Source organism: Sphingopyxis alaskensis RB2256 (assembly GCF_000013985.1).
Lineage (GTDB): Bacteria > Pseudomonadota > Alphaproteobacteria > Sphingomonadales > Sphingomonadaceae > Sphingopyxis > Sphingopyxis alaskensis.
Map to the genome: position 1 here is coordinate 1,251,126 of NC_008048.1, position 18,020 is coordinate 1,269,145.

12 protein-coding genes and 1 pseudogene are annotated in these 18,020 nt (G+C 64.4%); 9 read left to right on the forward strand and 4 right to left on the reverse strand.

Going from position 1 to position 18,020, the window contains the following annotated elements; genetic code table 11:
- Window positions 1–44 precede the first annotated feature (44 nt).
- Entirely contained in the window at window positions 45–2,594 is a 2,550-nt protein-coding gene (topA, locus tag SALA_RS06105) for a type I DNA topoisomerase (RefSeq protein ID WP_011541512.1), read from the forward strand.
- Window positions 2,595–2,646: 52 nt separating this feature from the next.
- Here topA and era read toward each other — a convergent pair whose 3' ends face one another.
- From era to lepB, 3 genes are read right to left on the reverse strand one after another with little or no spacing between them, the layout of a single operon-like run.
- Window positions 2,647–3,540 (reverse strand): GTPase Era, encoded by an 894-nt coding sequence (era, locus tag SALA_RS06110; protein WP_011541513.1) that lies wholly within the window; start codon window positions 3,538–3,540, stop codon window positions 2,647–2,649.
- Complete coding sequence (rnc, locus tag SALA_RS06115; RefSeq protein ID WP_011541514.1) at window positions 3,537–4,217, reverse strand: ribonuclease III; 681 nt, start codon at window positions 4,215–4,217, stop codon at window positions 3,537–3,539. Before rnc ends, era begins: the two co-directional genes overlap by 4 nt.
- Window positions 4,214–5,095 carry a signal peptidase I gene (gene lepB, locus SALA_RS06120; protein WP_011541515.1) on the reverse strand — a complete coding sequence of 294 codons (882 nt, stop codon included), beginning with the start codon at window positions 5,093–5,095 and terminating at the stop codon, window positions 4,214–4,216. Before lepB ends, rnc begins: the two co-directional genes overlap by 4 nt.
- Window positions 5,096–5,299: 204 nt before the next feature.
- On the opposite strand from lepB, the gene pgi reads away from it, so the two are divergent.
- Together pgi and gor are read left to right on the forward strand one after the other, a co-directional pair.
- The gene (gene pgi / locus SALA_RS06125; protein ID WP_011541516.1) at window positions 5,300–6,805 is read left to right on the forward strand and encodes a glucose-6-phosphate isomerase; all 1,506 of its coding nucleotides are present in this window, start codon (window positions 5,300–5,302) and stop codon (window positions 6,803–6,805) included.
- A gap of 91 nt (window positions 6,806–6,896) precedes the next feature.
- Window positions 6,897–8,243, forward strand: a complete 1,347-nt coding sequence (gene gor, locus SALA_RS06130) for a glutathione-disulfide reductase (protein ID WP_011541517.1) — start codon at window positions 6,897–6,899, stop codon at window positions 8,241–8,243.
- 43 nt (window positions 8,244–8,286) lie between these two features.
- Here the strand turns inward: gor and SALA_RS06135 are convergent, their stop codons facing one another.
- A complete protein-coding gene (locus tag SALA_RS06135) occupies window positions 8,287–9,696 on the reverse strand; it encodes a helix-turn-helix domain-containing protein (RefSeq protein WP_041383133.1) in 1,410 nt (469 codons plus the stop codon).
- A gap of 109 nt (window positions 9,697–9,805) precedes the next feature.
- On the opposite strand from SALA_RS06135, the pseudogene SALA_RS06140 reads away from it, so the two are divergent.
- The 6 genes and pseudogenes from SALA_RS06140 (at window position 9,806) to SALA_RS06165 (ending at window position 17,959) form a co-directional block, all read left to right on the forward strand.
- A pseudogene (locus SALA_RS06140) lies at window positions 9,806–11,337 on the forward strand (acyl-CoA carboxylase subunit beta).
- 10 nt (window positions 11,338–11,347) lie between these two features.
- Complete coding sequence (locus SALA_RS17095; protein ID WP_011541519.1) at window positions 11,348–11,854, forward strand: hypothetical protein; 507 nt, start codon at window positions 11,348–11,350, stop codon at window positions 11,852–11,854.
- On the forward strand, window positions 11,851–12,291 hold the full coding sequence (gene mce, locus SALA_RS06150; RefSeq protein WP_011541520.1) for a methylmalonyl-CoA epimerase: 441 nt from the start codon (window positions 11,851–11,853) through the stop codon (window positions 12,289–12,291). Before SALA_RS17095 ends, mce begins: the two co-directional genes overlap by 4 nt.
- A gap of 190 nt (window positions 12,292–12,481) precedes the next feature.
- On the forward strand, window positions 12,482–14,629 hold the full coding sequence (gene scpA / locus SALA_RS06155) for a methylmalonyl-CoA mutase (RefSeq protein ID WP_011541521.1): 2,148 nt from the start codon (window positions 12,482–12,484) through the stop codon (window positions 14,627–14,629).
- 113 nt (window positions 14,630–14,742) lie between these two features.
- Window positions 14,743–15,732, forward strand: a complete 990-nt coding sequence (gene bioB, locus SALA_RS06160) for a biotin synthase BioB (RefSeq protein ID WP_011541522.1) — start codon at window positions 14,743–14,745, stop codon at window positions 15,730–15,732.
- Between the two features lie 220 nt (window positions 15,733–15,952).
- Complete coding sequence (locus SALA_RS06165; protein ID WP_011541523.1) at window positions 15,953–17,959, forward strand: acetyl-CoA carboxylase biotin carboxylase subunit; 2,007 nt, start codon at window positions 15,953–15,955, stop codon at window positions 17,957–17,959.
- Window positions 17,960–18,020 lie beyond the last annotated feature (61 nt).

The following is an 18,020-nucleotide window of genomic DNA, read 5'->3' on the forward strand; positions in this document are numbered from 1 at the left end:
CCTCGCGCGTACATGCGAGAGCCGGTGACGGGGATAGTTTTTTAATGCAATTGGTAATTGTGGAATCGCCGGCAAAGGCGAAAACGATCGAGAAATATCTCGGTCGCGATTTCAAGGTGCTGGCCAGTTATGGCCATGTCCGCGACTTGCCGCCGAAGGACGGCTCGGTCGATCCCGACGACGGCTTTGCAATGCAGTGGCAGCTTTATCCCGACAAGGCGAAGCGGCTGAAGGAGATTTCGGACGCCGCCAAGGGCGCCGACCGCCTGATCCTCGCGACCGACCCCGATCGCGAGGGCGAGGCGATCAGCTGGCATGTGCAGGAATTGCTGCGCAGCAAAAAGGCGCTGCCCGCGGCCGTCGATCGCGTGACGTTCAATGCGATCACCAAGCAGGCGGTGACTGACGCGATGAGGCATCCGCGCGAGCTCGACACCGACCTGATCGACGCCTATCGCGCACGCCGCGCGCTCGACTATCTGGTTGGTTTCACATTGTCGCCGGTGCTGTGGCGCAAGCTGCCCGGTGCCAAGTCGGCGGGGCGGGTCCAGTCGGTCGCGCTGCGCCTCGTCGTCGAACGCGAGCGCGAGATCGAGGCCTTTGTTGCGCAGCAATACTGGTCGGTGACCGGTCTGTTCGAAATGGGCGGCACGCCCTTCAAGGCGCGGCTGTCGCGTTGGAGGGGCGACAAGATCGAGCGGCTCTCGATCACCTCCGAAGCCGATGCGCGCGCGGCCGAAGCCGACGTGAAGGCGGGCCATTTCACCGTCGATACGGTCGAGACGAAGCCCCTGACCCGCAACCCGCCGCCGCCCTTCACCACCTCGACCCTGCAACAGGAGGCTGCGCGCAAGCTGGGTTTTTCGGCGAGCCACACGATGCGCATCGCGCAGGCGCTCTACGAAGATGGCGCGATCACCTATATGCGGACCGACGGCGTCCAGATGGACGGCAGCGCGATCAGCGCCGCGCGCAAGGCGATCGCGACGCGCTACGATGGCGGCTATGTCCCGGACAAGCCGCGGCAGTATCAGACCAAGGCGAAAAATGCGCAGGAAGCGCATGAGGCCATCCGCCCCACCGATTTCGGCAAGGACAAGGTGGGCGGCGGTGACCATGCGCGGCTCTACGAGCTGATCTGGAAGCGCGCGCTCGCCAGCCAGATGGCGTCGGCGCGGCTCGAACGCACCAGTGTCGAATTGAGCGATGGCACCGGCAAGACGACGCTGCGCGCGACGGGGCAGGTGGTGAAGTTTCCGGGCTTCCTTGCTCTCTATGATGAAGGCCGCGACGATGCAGAGGACGAGGATGCGCGCCTGCTGCCGGCGATGGCGAAGGGAGATGCGCCGGCGAAAACCGGCGTCGAAGTCGAGAGGCACGAAACGCAGCCTCCGCCACGCTATTCGGAAGCGAGCCTCGTCAAGAAGATGGAGGAACTCGGCATCGGGCGACCGTCGACCTATGCCTCGATCCTTCAGGTACTGAAGGATCGCGACTATGTGCGGGTCGAGAAGAACCGCTTCATTCCCGAAGAGAGTGGTCGGCTGCTCACCGCCTTCCTCGAACGCTTCTTCGAACGTTATGTCGGCTATGATTTCACGGCGGAGCTTGAGGAAGAGCTGGACGACGTATCAGGCGGCCGCGCGCAGTGGCAGGCGGTGCTCGAACGCTTCTGGCGCGACTTCAAGCCGCGCACCGGCGAGGTGATGGAGCAGAAGCCATCGGAGATTACCGCGGCGCTCGACGAGTTCCTCGGTCCCTATCTCTTCCCCGACAAGAGCGACGGTAGCGACCCCCGGCTCTGCCCCAATTGCGGCACCGGGCGGTTGGCGCTGCGTGGCGGCAAGTTCGGGCCATTCATCGCGTGCAGCAACTATCCCGACTGCAAGTTCACGCGCAAATTCGCGCAGTCAGGTGGTAATGGCGAGGCGGATAACGGACCCGAGACGCTGGGCACCGATCCCGAAAGCGGGCTGGAGGTCACGAAGCGCAGCGGACGTTTCGGTCCATACATCCAGCTCGGCGAGGGGAGTGAGGCAAAACGCTCGTCGATCCCCAAGGACATCCCGGCGGAGGATTTCGACCTCGACTATGCGCTCCGGCTCCTCAGCCTGCCGCGCGAGGTCGGGGTGCATCCCGAAAGCGGCAAGCCGATCATGGCCGGCCTGGGTCGCTACGGCCCCTATCTGCTCCACGATGGCAAATATGCGAAGCTGGGCGGCACCGCCGAAATCTTTGACATCGGCATGAACGCCGCGGTCGTCCGTATCGCCGAGGCGGCGAATGGCGGCGGACGCGGGCGTGCAAAGGCCGAACCGCTCAACACCTTTGGCCCGCACCCGACGAGCGGCGGCGAGATGAAGCTGATGGAAGGGCGCTATGGTCCCTATGTCACCGACGGCACGACCAACGCCACCTTGCCCAAGACCACCGACCCGGCGACGCTGACGATGGAAGAGGCGATCGCGCTGATCGACGCACGCGCGGCGAAGGGCCCGGTGAAGGGCAAGAAGAAGGCGGCGCCGAAGAAAAAGGCGGCTGCGAAGAAAGCTGCGGCGAAGGAGGCACCCGCCAGGAAGACGGCGGCCGAGTAGCGCCCTCCTTGATCGTCATTCCCGCGTTGGCGGGGATGACGAGGGCGGGGCGTCAATCCACCCAGTCAAGCCCCATGTCACGATAGACGCTGCGGTCCTCATCCCAGTTTTCCTTCACCTTGACGTGCAGGAACAGGTGGACCTTGCGGCCCATCAGCTCGGTCAGTTCGGCGCGCGCGCGCGCGCCGATTTCCTTGATGCGGGCGCCGCCCTTGCCGAGCACGATCGCGCGCTGGTTGTCGCGCGCGACATAGATTTGCTGGTGGATTTCGGCGCTGCCGTCGGGGCGCATCCTGAACAGCTCGGTCTCGACGGTCGACTGATAGGGCAACTCCTCGTGGAGCTGGCGGTAAAGCTGTTCGCGGGTGATTTCGGCCGCGAGCATCCTTTCGGGGGCGTCGCTCACCTCGTCTTCGGGGAAGTGCCACGGCCCTTCCGGCATCATCCCGGCAAGATGGGCCTTGAGTTCGGGCACACCGTCGCCGCTGCTCGCGGCGATGAAGAAGGTCTCGTCGAACGTCAGCTTCGCATTGAGGTCGGTCGCGAGGGTGAGAAGCTTGTCCTTTCTGGTCAGGTCGACCTTGTTCAGGATCAGATATTTTTTTTCGGGCCGGTTCGCGATCCCGTCGAGCACGCGCTCGACCCGGCCCGTCGGTTTCGCGGCCGCGTCGACCATGACAAGGATAGCCTCGGCCTGCTCGAGACTACCCCATGCGGCGGCGACCATCGCGCGGTCGAGTCGGCGGGCAGGAGCAAAGATTCCGGGCGTGTCGATCAGGACGATCTGCGTCTCGCCCTCCATCGCGACGCCCATCAGCCGCGTGCGCGTTGTCTGCGCCTTGGGGCTCACGATGGCGACCTTCTGCCCGACCAGCGCGTTTACGAGGGTCGATTTGCCTGCATTGGGCGCACCGACGACGGCGACAAAACCGCAGCGCTGGGTCATTTTTCCTGTCCTTCGAGTTCGGCGAGCAGCGCCGCCGCCGCCGCTTTTTCGGCCGCCTGTTTGGATGCGCCCTGCGCCTCGGCACGCGCGAGCTTGCCGATGCTCACCGCGATGCGGAATCGCGGGGCGTGGTCGGGGCCTTCGCGCGATACGATTTCATATTCGGGCGGGCGGCGGCCGCGCGCGAGCGCCCATTCCTGGAGCGCCGCCTTGGGGTGCTTCGGCGCGGCCTGTTGGCCGTCGATCAGTGCGCCCCACTGAGCGAGGATGAAAGTACGCGCTGCCTCGATGCCTCGTTCGAGGAAGAGCGCCCCGATCAGCGCCTCGATCGCATCGGCGGCGATATTGTCGCTGTGGCGGCCGCCATCGCTCCGCGCCTGCGCGCCGAAACGGATCAGCGCGGGCAGGTCGAGCCGCTGCGCGATTGCGGCGCAGGTCGCCCCCGATGCGAGCACGTGCAGCCGCGACGACATCTCGCCCTCGCTCGCCGCCGGAAAGCGCGTATAGAGTTCGGACGCCAGGACAAGCCCGAGCACGCGGTCACCCAGAAACTCCAGCCGTTGATAGTCTGCGCGCCCGGTGCTGCCGTGCGTCAGCGCAAGGTCGTAGAGCGTCAGATCATCCGGGATGCAGCCGATAATGTCGGCCAGCGCCTCGGTATTCAGAGGATCGCTCAAAAACCGTCCCCAATGCGATCCCAGCGCGCCGCGGTGAACCAGCTGATCGGATTCAGCCAGCTCGCCGACCCGTCGGTCGAGAACATGCCGACAAGGGCATGGCCGACCAGATTTTCTTCGGGAACCAGGCCGATGCCCTGATTTTCGATCGCGGGAAAGCGGCTGTCGGCGCTGCGGTCGCGGTTGTCGCCCATCAGAAACAAATGGCCTTCGGGCACGATGATGAGCGGCGTGTTGTCCTCGGCGATCGGCACGATGTCGAGAATTGCATAGCTTTTCCCGTTCGGGAGCGTTTCGCGGAACTGCTTGTATCGGCACTGGCGCCGACCATCTGAACCGACCTCCTCGAACTCCATCGCATAGCAGGGCAAGGTGCCCGATGCGCGCGCTGCCTCGATCATGTTCGGCGTCACGGGGATCACGAAATCGGGCATGGGTTCGCGCGGAAGCGGCTCGCCGTTGAGCCACACGATACCGTCGCGCAGTTCGACACTGTCGCCGGGCAGGCCGATCACGCGCTTGATATAATCATTGTCGGCGTTCGGTGGCGCCTTGAACACCACGACATCGCCGCGTTCGGGCGTGCGCGGAAATATGCGGCCAGGGATCAGCGGAACGCTGAACGGCAGGCTGTATTTCGAATAGCCATAGGCCATCTTGTTCACGAGCAGATAGTCGCCGATCAGCAGCCGCGGCTGCATCGATTCCGACGGAATGTTGAAGGGCGACAGGAAAAAGCTGCGGAACACCAGCACCGCGATCGCGAGCAGCGCGAGGAAGCGCACCGTGTCGACGGCTTCTTCCTTCGCCGAAGCGGGAGCGGGCGTCGGCGCGGACGGCGAGGGCGAATTATCGGCGGCAATGCTGGCTTCGGTCATGCCGCGGCATTGGCGATGAATAGGATGCCACGTCAAGCAAATATCGGCGGATGACGCTGGCGCGGCGCGGGTGCCGGGCCTAGAGAAGGGCCGACATCTCACCCCCGTTCGCATCGGGCGAAGTCGAGGTGGCCATCGCCGTGGTGCCACGCTTCGGGGTGTCTCGACTTCGCTCGACACGAACGGAAAACCAAGGAAGATTCAATGACGATTGCCTCCGACGCCTGGCAGGCCCTTGCCGACTGGCAACCGCAAAAGCTCACCGATCTGGTCGCCGCCGATCCCGATGCGCGCTTGCAGGCGCTGGTGCGCAATGTCGCCGACATCCGCTTCGACTTTGCCAAGACGCACCTCGACGCCGCCGCGATCGCCATTCTGGCGAACCTTGCCGAAGCGCAGGATTTCGGCGGGCGGCGCAAGACGCTGTTTTCGGGCGGTATCGCCAATCCCACGGAGAATCGCGCCGCCGAGCACAGCGCCGAGCGCGGCGATGGAGCACCCGAATCGGTCCATGCTGCGCAGGCCCTGCACCAAAGAATGCGGATGATGATCGACGCGATCGAAGCGGGGGCGTTCGGCGAGATCCGCCACCTGCTGCACATCGGCATCGGCGGATCGGCGCTTGGTCCCGATTTGCTCGTCGATGCGCTTGGCCGCCACAGCGACCGCTATGACGTCGCGGTCGTCTCGAACGTCGATGGCGCCGCACTTGACGAAGCCTTTGCAAAGTTCAGTCCCGAACATACGCTCGTCGCCGTTGCGTCCAAGACCTTCACGACGACCGAAACCTTGCTGAACGCCAATTCGGCGCTGCAATGGCTTGACGAAGCGGGGGTCGCCGACCCCGTCGGCCGCTTCATCGCGCTGACCGCCAATCCGGGCCGTGCGATGGAATGGGGGATCGACGAAACGCGCATCCTGCCGTTCAGCGAGACGGTCGGCGGGCGCTATTCGCTCTGGTCGTCGATCGGCTTCCCCGCGGCGCTCGCGCTCGGCTGGGACGCCTTCGCCGACCTGCTCGAAGGCGCGGCGGAGATGGACCGCCACTTCCGCCTTGCCGACGGCGCCGACAATATCTGCCTGCTCGCCGCCTTTGCCGACCAGGTCTATGCAAACCGTCTCGGCTGTCAGACGCGCGCGGTCTTCGCCTATGACGAGCGGCTGCGCCTGCTTCCCGCCTATCTGCAACAGCTCGAGATGGAATCGAACGGCAAGTCGGTGACGCTGGACGGCGCGCCGCTCGCGCAGCATAGCGCCCCGGTCACCTGGGGTGGCGTCGGCACCGATGCGCAGCACGCGGTGTTCCAGCTGCTCCATCAGGGCACGCACCTGGTGCCGGTCGAGTTCATTGTCGCGCGCGAGCCCGATCATCTGCTCGACGACGCGCATCACGAAACACTCGTTGCCAATTGCATTGCGCAGGGTGCGGCGCTGATGGCGGGGCGCGCGAGCGACGATCGCGCGCGCGCATATCCCGGCGACCGGCCCTCGACGACGATTTTGCTCGATCAGGTGAGCCCGCGCAGCCTCGGCGCGCTGATCGCCTTTTACGAGCATCGCGTCTTTGCCAATGCGGTGCTGCTCGGCGTCAATCCGTTCGACCAGTTCGGCGTCGAGCTGGGCAAGGAGATGGCGAAGGGGCTTGCCGAAGGGACGGTCGACTTCGATCCAGCGACGCAGGCGCTGATGAAGGCGGCGCTCGGCGATTAGGCTGAACGCAGAAATCGATTGGCATCGCGGCCGCGCGTAACCACATAGGCGCGGGCTGCGAACTGCGGCCTGTCCATAGCAGGGGTTCTCCATGTCCGATTTCGACTTCGACCTGTTTGTCATCGGCGCCGGTTCGGGCGGCGTGCGCGCATCGCGCATCGCGGCGTCGCACGGCGCGCGCGTCGCGGTGGCGGAGGAGCACCGGGTCGGCGGGACCTGCGTCATCCGCGGCTGCGTACCGAAGAAGCTGCTCGTCTATGGCGCGCATTTCGCCGAGGATCTGAAAGACGCGCGCAAGTTCGGCTGGGAGGTGCCCGACTGCCGCTTCGACTGGGACGTGCTACGCGACAATGTGCTCGCCGAGGTCGACCGGCTCGAAGGCCTTTATGGGCAGACGCTCGATAACCACAAGGTCAGGGTCTTCAAGACCCGCGCCACCGTCGTCGCGCCGCAAACGGTGCGCCTTGCCGACGGGCAGGAGCTGACCGCCGAGCGCATCCTGATCGCGACTGGCGGATGGCCGCATGTGCCGGATTTTCCGGGCAGCGAACACGCGATCACCTCGAATGAGGTTTTTCACCTCGAAACGCTGCCGAGGCGCGTCGTGATCGCGGGCGGAGGCTATATCGCCAATGAGTTCGCGGGCATTTTCAACGAATTCGGCAGCAAGGTCACGATCGTCAACCGCGGCGACACGATCCTGCGCGGCTATGACGAGCAGATCCGCGACCGGCTGCTCCAGATTTCGATGACCAAGGGCATCGATTTCAAGTTCAACGCGCCGTTCGAGAAGATCGAGAAAAACGACGACGGAACGTTGACGATCTATCTCGGCGGTTGCGAACCGATCGTTGCCGACGCGGTGCTGGTCGCGACCGGGCGCGTGCCCAACACCAAGGGGCTGGGTCTCGATGAGGTCGGAGTCGATCTCGACCCAACGGGTGCGATCAGGGTCGATGAGCACAACCAGTCGTCGGTGCCCAGCATCTATGGGGTCGGCGACGTCACCAACCGCATCCAGCTGACTCCGGTGGCGATCCGCGAGGGGCAGGCGTTTGCCGACTCGGTGTTCGGCGGCCATCCGACGGTGGTGGATTATGCCAATGTCCCGAGCGCGGTGTTCAGCCACCCGCCGATCGGCGCGGTCGGGATGACCGAGGCGGAGGCGCGCAACAAGCTTGGTTCGGTCCGCGTCTACACCAGCGATTTTCGCGCGATGAAAAATGTCCTCGCGGGACGCAACGAGCGCGCGCTCTACAAGATGATCGTCAATGCCGCGACCGACCAGGTCGTCGGGCTGCACATGATCGGCCCGGACGCGCCGGAGATACTTCAGGCGGCGGCCATCGCGGTGAAGGCGGGGCTGACCAAGGCCGATTTCGACGCGACGGTCGCGCTGCATCCGAGCATGGCCGAAGAGCTGGTGTTGTTGAAATAGTGTTACAACGTCGCCCCCGCGCAGGCGGGGGCGACGCCAATCGTCATCCAATCCGGTACGGCACCACATCGCGCCGATCGGGATCGACCAAAATCGGCCGGTCGCTTGGCGGGAAGGCGCGCTGGTCGCAATCGTCGCGCGGGCAGATGCGGCACGACAGGCCGATGCGCGTCGCGGCCTGGGGCGCGGCGACATCGACTCCGTCGGCATAGACAAAGTCGCCTGCATATTGCGCCTCGCACCCCAGTGCGACCGCGTAGCGACGAGGCGCGCGGGCATAGCTTCCCGACGGCTTCACCAAGCCCTTTGCCATCGACACATAGCGCAGGCCGTCGGGCGTCTCGGCGAGCTGGAACAGGATGCGATCGGGGATCGCGACCGCCTCATGGACGATCCACAAGGGACAGGCGCCGCCGAAACGCGCGAATTGCAACCGCGTCGCGCTGTGGCGCTTGGTGATGTTGCCCGCCATGTCGACGCGGCAGAAGAACATGGGAATGCCGCGCGCGCCGGGGCGCTGGAGCGTCGAGAGGCGGTGGCACGCCTGCTCGAAACTCACGCCATATTCGAGCCGCAGCCGGTCGATGTCGTGGCGCACCGCCCGCGCGCTGGCGCGAAAGGGGGCATAGGGCATGAGGACGGCGCCCGCGGCATAGTTGGCGAGGCCGACGTGGAGCAGTTGCCGCGCCGCCGCGGTGCGAAGCGGCGACGCTTCGACCACCGCCGCGATCTCGCGCGCCAGCGCCAGTGCGGCAAGCTGGTGCGCGAGCTGAAATCGGCGGCTTTCGGCAGGCTGTGACGGGTCGATCACCAAATGGCGCATCGTCGCGTCGAAATCGCGCAAGGCTTGGGTTTGCTGATAGACGATCGAGATGCCGAGCGCATCGCGCAGCCGGCGTTCGATCGTCTCGATCGCGGGGGAGGGGGCTTTGCCGCGCAATTGCTCCGCCAATGCCTCTGCCGCGCGGTCGATGCTGTCGACATAATTGCCCGCGTCGTGGAACCAGTCGCGCACTTCTTCCCACGGCAGGCGGCTGCCTTCGGCGATGCCGCCGGTCAGCGCCTCGTCGATGATCTGAAGCCGCTGCCCCGCACGGCGATAGGCGGCGTGGAGCGCAACGAACTGGTCGGCGAACTGCGGTTGTTGCAGCGCCGCGCGTTCGATCTGCTCGGGGGGCAGGGGCGCTGCGGCGAACAGCGGATCGGCGGCGGCTTCGCGGAGCGCTGCCGCGCGGCGGTCGCCGGCGTCGGCGGCGACTTCTTCCCATTCGAGCGGGAACAGCTTTTGCAGCCGGTCGAGAAGGGCGGGGGTCAGCGGGCGGTCGTCATGCTCGATCTGGCTGAGGTAGGAGGCCGAGATGCCGAGCTGGGCGGCGAAGTCGGACTGGCGGAGGTTGCGGGCTTCCCGAAGTTGGCGAAGTTGCCGCCCGGCGTAGAGTCGGTTTTGAACCATCGGTGGCAGCATAGTTTGCAAAGCATCGCTTTGCAACTTTGCAAATTCGCATTTGCCTCTCGGCCTGTATCCGGGCAAGCGACATTCTGAAGTTCGTTGGGAGAGCCGCATGTCCGCCAATATCGCCGAAATGGAACGCCGCCGCGCCGCCGCTGCGCTGGGCGGCGGGCAGAAGCGCATCGAGGCGCAGCACAGCAAGGGCAAGCTGACCGCGCGCGAGCGGCTCGACGTGCTGCTCGACGAGGGCTCGTTCGAGGAGCTCGACACCTATGTCGAGCATGACTGCGTCGATTTCGGATGCAGGACCAGAAGATCCCGGGCGACGGCGTCGTGACCGGATCGGGGACGATCAACGGTCGCCTCGTCTACGTCTTCAGCCAGGATTTCACCGTGTTCGGCGGGTCGCTGTCGAAGCGCCATGCCGAGAAAATCTGCAAGGTGATGGACAAGGCGATGCTGGTCGGCGCGCCTGTCATCGGGCTGAACGACAGCGGCGGGGCGCGCATCCAGGAGGGCGTCGCGTCACTTGGCGGCTATGCCGATGTGTTCCAGAAGAATGTGCTGGCGTCAGGCGTGGTGCCGCAGATTTCGCTCATCATGGGGCCATGCGCGGGCGGCGCGGTTTACAGCCCTGCGATGACCGACTTCATCTTCATGGTGAAAGACAGCTCGTATATGTTCGTTACCGGCCCCGATGTTGTCAAGACGGTCACGAACGAGGTGGTGACGCAGGAAGAACTTGGGGGCGCGATCACGCACACGACCAAAAGCTCGGTCGCCGATCTGGCGTTCGAGAATGACATCGAGGCGCTGCTCGCGGCGCGCGATTTCTTTGACTATCTGCCCGAAAACAACCGCGGCGGGGTTCCCGCACGCCCGACGAGCGACCCGTTCGACCGTGCGGAGATGAGCCTCGACACGCTGATCCCGCCCAACGCGAACCAGCCCTATGACATGCACGAACTGATCCGCAAAACGGTCGACGAGGGCGATTTTTTCGAGGTCCAGCCGGCGCATGCGGGCAATATCATCTGCGGTTTCGGGCGGATCGAGGGGCGGACGATCGGCATCGTCGCGAACCAGCCGCTGGTGCTGGCGGGGGTGCTCGACATCAATTCGTCGAAGAAGGCGGCGCGCTTCGTGCGTTTCTGCGACGCGTTCGAAATCCCGATCATCACCTTTGTCGATGTCCCCGGCTTCTTGCCTGGCACGGCGCAGGAATATAACGGCATCATCAAGCATGGCGCGAAGCTGCTGTTCGCCTATGCCGAGGCGACGGTGCCCAAGATCACGGTGATCACGCGCAAGGCCTATGGCGGCGCGTATGACGTGATGGCGTCGAAGCATCTGCGCGGCGATCTGAACTATGCCTGGCCGACTGCCGAAATCGCGGTGATGGGCGCGAAGGGCGCGGTCGAGATCATCTTTCGCAGCGACATCGGCGACCCGGAGAAGATCGCGCAGCGGACGAAGGAATATGAGGATCGCTTTGCCAACCCCTTCGTCGCGGCGCAGCGGGGATATATCGATGAGGTGATCTACCCGCATTCGACGCGGCGGCGGATTGCGCTGGGGTTACGGAAGCTGCGGAACAAGCAGTTGGAGAACCCGTGGAAGAAGCACGATAATATTCCGCTGTGAGGTGTAGATCATGCGATGGATATTCTCTGGCAAGCTTACAAAGCGGACGCTCGCAAGCCCTGCGAACGAAACCTGCTATCGTTTCGCGGCAAGCGTGGTGTTGCCTGCCGACGTTTCCGGCAGTCTCAGGAGTCTGCTCCAAAACGCGGAATCGTCAGTTGAGTTTATGCCAGTTTCCCATGTTGCATTTCTCATCAAAAATTGGGGTGAAAGCCATGCGAGCATTGGATCGTCGTTCGATCCTAATAAGCCAATTGCGTGGCTGCATTACGATGACCCACGCAAGAGCCTAAGCCTCGTTTGCGGCTTTCCGGAAAACCAGATGGCGGATTTCCGAAATCTTTTGGACGAAGCGTTCTTCCGTGGTTTCCTTGTCTCGGCGTCTGTTTTGGGGAGTTTTTCCGCCGTCGCTAATAATCCCCATTCTAAACAGCCGACACAGGACGAGTTCGAGATCGGTCATCCCTGTCTCGCTGGCCCCGTCAAGATAGAACTTGGTTCGGAGAATGTGACGTGAAACTAGGCCGTCTCAACCATATTGGCATTGCGACGCCGTCGATTGCCGACAGCATCGTCTTTTATCGCGACGTGATGGGCGCGACGAAGATACACGAGCCATTTGACCTGCCCGAGCAGGGGGTGAAGGTGTGTTTTGTCGATACGCCGGGTACCGATGGGGCGCTGAACGGGACGCAGATCGAGCTGATAGAGCCGTTGCCCGGCAACGCCTCGATCGCGGGGTTTCTGGAGAAGAATCCGGCGGGGGGGCAGCATCATGTTTGTTACGAAGTGCCCGACATTCATGCTGCGAAGGCCGAGTTCGAGGCGATGGGTAAGCGGGTGCTCGGCGAGCCGCGGATCGGGGCGCATGGGACGCTGATTTTCTTTCTGCACCCCAAGGATATGGGCGGGGTGTTGACCGAGATTATGGAGACGCCGAAGGGGGCGCACTGATTGCTCCTCCCCCCTTGCGGGGGAGGAAAGTGGAGGTTGGGGACTTGTCCCCTACCGGAACTTGGAGAGGGGTTGGTTGGCGAGCCTGCGGCTCGCGACCCCTCTCCCAGCTACGACTAGGCGGCAAAGCCGCCAGGTCTTCGCATCCCTCCCCCGCAAGGGGGGAGGGAGTTAGGGACTGACACGAATTATGAGCGACAAACCAACCATCGCCGACTGGCAGGCCGCCGCCGAGAAGGAAGTGAAGGGCAAGGACCTCACCTGGCACACGCCCGAGGGGATCGACGTCAAGCCGCTCTATACGGCCGAGGACGTGCGCGAAGACCCCGGCCTGCCCGGCTTCGCGCCCTTCACGCGCGGGGTGCGCGCGTCGATGTATGCGGGGCGGCCGTGGACGATCCGGCAATATGCGGGGTTTTCGACCGCCGAGGAATCGAACGCCTTTTACCGCCGCAACCTCGCGGCGGGGCAGAAGGGGCTGTCGGTCGCCTTCGACCTCGCCACCCACCGCGGCTATGACAGCGACCATCCGCGCGTCGTCGGCGACGTCGGCAAGGCGGGGGTCGCGATCGACACGGTCGAGGACATGAAGATCCTGTTCGACGGCATCCCGCTCGATCAGATGTCGGTCAGCATGACGATGAACGGGGCGGTGATCCCCATACTCGCCTTCTTCATCGTTGCGGGCGAGGAGCAGGGGGTCGATCGCAAATTGCTCGACGGGACGATCCAGAACGACATTCTGAAGGAGTTCATGGTCCGCAACACCTACATCTACCCGCCCGAACCGAGCATGCGGATCATCTCGGACATTTTCGGCTACACCAGCCGCGAGATGCCGAAGTTCAACAGCATCTCGATCTCCGGCTATCATATGCAGGAAGCCGGCGCGACGCAGGTGCAGGAGCTGGCCTTCACCATTGCCGACGGCGCCGAATATGTGCGCTACGGCGTCGCGTCGGGGCTCGACATCGACAAGTTTGCGGGGCGCCTGTCCTTCTTCTTCGCGATCGGCATGAACTTTTTCATGGAGATCGCCAAGCTGCGCGCAGCGCGCGTGCTGTGGCACCGGGTGATGACCAACCTCGGCGCCAAGGACGAGCGCAGCAAGATGCTGCGCACCCACTGCCAGACGTCGGGCGTGTCGCTGACCGAGCAGGACCCCTATAACAATGTCATCCGGACGACGATCGAGGCGATGGCGGCGATGCTCGGCGGGACGCAGAGCCTGCACACCAACGCGCTCGACGAAGCGATCGCGCTGCCGACCGATTTTTCGGCACGCATCGCGCGCAATACGCAGATCGTCATCCAGGAAGAAACGGGGATGACCAAGGTCGTCGATCCGCTTGGCGGCTCCTACTATGTCGAAGCGCTGACACAGGAACTGGTCGACAAGGCGTGGGAGATCATCGAGCGCGTCGAGAGGGAGGGCGGCATGGCCAAAGCCGTCGCCGCCGGCTGGCCCAAGGCGATGATCGAGGAAGCCGCCGCCGCCCGGCAGGCGCGCGTCGACCGCGGCGAAGACGTGATCGTCGGCGTGAACAAATATCGCCTCAAGGACGAGGATCTGCTCGAAACGCTGGAGGTCGACAACACCAAGGTCCGCGAAGCGCAGGTCGCGCGGATCAATCGCGTGAAGGCGAGCCGTGACGAGGCGGCGTGCCGGGCGGCGCTCGATGCGCTGCGGAGGGCGGCGGCGGCACCGCAATCGATCGAAACGAACCTGCTGGCGCACGCCGTTGAAGCCGCGCGTGCGCGTGCGACGCTGGGAGAAATCTCGTCGGCGATGGAGGAAAGCTTCCAGCGTTACGCCACCCAGCCGACCCCGGTGAAGGGCGTCTATGCCGCGCCTTATGCGGGCGACGACCGCTGGCAACAGGTGCTCGACGGGGTGAAGGCGGTCGAACGCCGGATGGGCCGCAAACCGAAGCTGCTCGTCGCCAAGATGGGGCAGGACGGGCACGACCGCGGCGCCAATGTCATCGCCTCGGCGTTCGGCGACATGGGCTTTGACGTCGTGTCGGGACCGCTGTTCCAGACGCCCGAAGAGACGGTGGTGCTGGCGCTCGAAAACGAGGTCGATGTCGTCGGCGCATCGAGCCTCGCGGCGGGTCACAAGACGCTTATCCCCGAACTTATCCACAAGCTGAAAGAAGCGGGGCGCGGCGACATCAAGGTGATCGCGGGCGGGGTGATCCCGCCGCAGGATTATCAATATCTGCGCGACGCGGGGGTGCAGGGGATTTACGGCCCCGGCTCGAACGTCGTGGAATGCGCGGCCGATGTGCTGCGCTTGCTGGGGCATAATATGCCGCCGATTGGAGAAGCTGCGTGACCAATGTGAATCTCTCTACCCCGCTCGTGTCGAGCGAAGTCGAGACACCCATCAACCGTAAGCCCAGCCCGAGGGGCATCTCGACTTCGCTCGATGCGAACGGGGAAGGGGAGATGCGCACCGACTGGACCCGCGAGGAAATCGCCGCCCTGTTCGACCTGCCGTTCGACGAACTGATGTGGGAGGCGCAAGGCGTCCACCGCCGCCATCACGCGCGCGGCGAAATCCAGCTCTGCACCCTGCTCAGCATCAAGACCGGCGGCTGCGTCGAGGATTGCGGCTATTGCTCGCAGTCGGCGCACGCCGACACCGGCCTGAAAGCGACCAAGCTGATGGACGTGCGCGCGGTGCTGCAAGCCGCGGCGCAGGCGAAGGATGCGGGGTCGAAGCGCTTCTGCATGGGCGCCGCGTGGCGCAACCCCAAGGACCGCGACATGCCCGCGATCGTCGAGATGATCGAAGGCGTGCGCGCGATGGGCATGGAAACCTGCATGACGCTGGGGATGCTGAGCAAGGAACAGGCGCAGGTGCTGGGCATGGCGGGGCTCGATTATTACAACCACAATATCGACACCTCGCCGGAACATTACGGCAATGTCATCACGACGCGGAGCTTTCAGGACCGTCTCGATACGCTGGAGGAAGTGCGCGCGGCGGGGATCAACGTGTGCAGCGGCGGCATCGTCGGCATGGGCGAGACGCGCGCCGACCGGGTGGGTTTCATCCACACGCTTGCGACCCTGCCCGAACATCCGGGCAGCGTACCGATCAACGCACTGGTGCCGGTGAAGGGGACCGTGCTCGGCGACATGCTGGCCGACACCCCGCTCGCCAAGATCGACGATATCGAGTTCGTCCGCACCGTCGCGGTGGCGCGCATCACCATGCCGAAGTCGATGGTCCGCCTGTCGGCGGGCCGTGAAAGCATGTCGGAGGCGACGCAGGCGCTCTGCTTCATGGCGGGCGCGAACAGCATCTTCACCGGCGACAAGCTGCTGACGACCGCGAACGCGGGTGACAATGCCGACGCGGCGCTGTTCGCGAAGCTGGGGCTGCGGCCGATGGAGAGCGAAGAGCCGATGCGGATGGAGGCGGCGGAGTGAAATATTGGCGGCCAGCCATCGTGACGTTGCTGATCGTCGCGCTTCTTTACTGGCTGATGTTCGCGTCGGGCATGTTCATGCACGGCGATCCGATTGAATGATTCCCCTCCCGCTTGCGGGAGGGGTTAGGGGAGGGCCTGTTCCCTCTGTGGAAGTTTCGATCTTCGTTTGCGGACAGGCCCTCCCCCGGCCCCTCCCGCAAGCGGGAGGGGAGTGAAGAGTGTTCAAGAAAATCCTGATCGCCAACCGCGGCGAAATCGCCTGCCGCGTCATCAAGACCGCGCGCCGCATGGGCATCGCGACGGTCGCCGTCTATTCGGACGCCGATGCGCGCGCGCCCTTTGTCCAGATGGCTGACGAGGCGGTGCATATCGGGCCGTCGCCCGCGTCCGAATCCTATCTGGTCGCCGACAAGATCATCGCCGCGTGCAAGGCGACGGGCGCCGAGGCGGTGCATCCGGGCTATGGCTTCCTGTCCGAGCGCACCAGCTTCGCCGAGGCGCTCGCGAAGGAAAATATCGCCTTCATCGGCCCGCCGGTGAACGCGATCGCGGCGATGGGCGACAAGATCGAGTCGAAGAAGCTCGCGAAAGAGGCGGGGGTCAATGTCGTCCCCGGCTTCGTCGGCGAGATCCGCGACACCGAACATGCGGTCGAGATTTCGAACGAGATCGGCTATCCGGTGATGATGAAGGCGTCGGCGGGCGGCGGCGGCAAGGGGATGCGCCTCGCCTATGACGAGAAGGACGTCCGCGAGGGGTTCGAGGCGACCAAGCGCGAGGGGCTCAACAGCTTTGGCGACGACCGCGTGTTTATCGAGAAGTTCATCCTCAACCCGCGCCATATCGAAATCCAGATCCTCGGCGATCAGCACGGCAACATTCTCTACCTCAACGAGCGCGAATGCAGCATCCAGCGGCGGCATCAGAAGGTCGTCGAGGAAGCGCCGTCGCCCTTCGTCACGCCGAAGATGCGTCAGGCGATGGGCGAGCAGTGCGTCGCGCTGGCGCGCGCGGTCGGCTATTACAGCGCAGGCACGGTCGAGCTGATCGTGTCGGGCGCCGACCCGACGGGCGAGAGCTTCTACTTCCTCGAAATGAACACGCGGCTGCAGGTCGAGCATCCGGTGACCGAGGCGATCACCGGCATCGACCTGGTCGAGCAGATGATCCGCGTCGCCGCGGGCGAAAAGCTGGAGATGACGCAGGACGACATCAAGATCGACGGCTGGGCGATCGAGAATCGCGTCTATGCCGAAGATCCCTATCGCGGCTTCCTGCCCTCGACCGGGCGGCTCGTGCGCTACCGCACCCCCGTTCCCGCATGGACGGGCGACGAGCGCGGCGTCGATGGTGTGCGCGTCGATGCGGGGGTTGAGGAGGGCGGCGAGGTGTCGATCTTCTACGACCCGATGATCGCGAAGCTGGTGACATGGGGCAAGACGCGCGACGAGGCGGCGGACCTTCAGGTCGCGGCGCTCGACCGTTTCGAGATCGAGGGGCTGGGCCACAATATCGATTTCGTGTCGGCGATCATGCAGCACCCGCGCTTCCGCTCGGGCGAACTGACGACGGGCTTTATCGCCGAGGAATATCCCGAGGGGTTCCACGGTGCCGACACCAGCGAGGATGTGACCCAGGCACTCGCCGCCATCGCGGGCTTTATGGCGAGCGCCGAAGCCGACCGCGCACGGCGCACCGACGGACAGCTCGGCGACCGGCTCGACCCGCCCGCCAAGTGGCAGGTGACCATCGGCGGCGCGAGCCACAAGGTGAAGATCGGCCGCAAGCACATCAAGGTCGATGGTGAGAAGGTCGATATCGCGCTCGAATATACGCCGGGCGACCGGTTGGTGGTCGCCGAGATCGACGATAGCGAGCTTGCGGTGAAGGTCGCCAAAACGCGCACCGGCTGGCGCATGACGACGCGCGGGCGCATCCATGACGTGCGCGTGCTGCCTTGGCATGTCGCACCACTCGCAAGCCATATGATCGAGAAGATCCCGCCCGACCTGTCGAAGTTTCTGATCTGCCCGATGCCCGGCTTGCTTGTCGCGCTGCATGTGGGCGAGGGCGACAAGGTCGAGGCAGGTCAGCCGCTCGCGACGGTCGAGGCGATGAAGATGGAAAATATCCTGCGCGCCGAAAAAGCGGGCGTTGTGAAGTCGGTCAATGCAGCGCAGGGCGACAGCCTGGCGGTCGATGCCGTGATTTTGGAGATGGAGTGACCGCAGAATAGAAATGCCGTGCTCCCGCAAAGGCGGGAGCCCATCTTCGGTCGGTGCAAAT

Bases quoted from the DNA above. Each gene is read 5' to 3' on its own strand.
- gor (WP_011541517.1), top strand. From the start codon at position 6,897: ATGTCCGATTTCGACTTCGACCTGTTTGTCATCGGCGCCGGTTCGGGC.
- topA (WP_011541512.1), top strand. From the start codon at position 45: ATGCAATTGGTAATTGTGGAATCGCCGGCAAAGGCGAAAACGATCGAG.
- lepB (WP_011541515.1), bottom strand. From the start codon at position 5,095: ATGACCGAAGCCAGCATTGCCGCCGATAATTCGCCCTCGCCGTCCGCG.
- scpA (WP_011541521.1), top strand. From the start codon at position 12,482: ATGAGCGACAAACCAACCATCGCCGACTGGCAGGCCGCCGCCGAGAAG.
- SALA_RS17095 (WP_011541519.1), top strand. From the start codon at position 11,348: ATGCGATGGATATTCTCTGGCAAGCTTACAAAGCGGACGCTCGCAAGC.
- SALA_RS06135 (WP_041383133.1), bottom strand. From the start codon at position 9,696: ATGGTTCAAAACCGACTCTACGCCGGGCGGCAACTTCGCCAACTTCGG.
- bioB (WP_011541522.1), top strand. From the start codon at position 14,743: ATGCGCACCGACTGGACCCGCGAGGAAATCGCCGCCCTGTTCGACCTG.
- pgi (WP_011541516.1), top strand. From the start codon at position 5,300: ATGACGATTGCCTCCGACGCCTGGCAGGCCCTTGCCGACTGGCAACCG.
- era (WP_011541513.1), bottom strand. From the start codon at position 3,540: ATGACCCAGCGCTGCGGTTTTGTCGCCGTCGTCGGTGCGCCCAATGCA.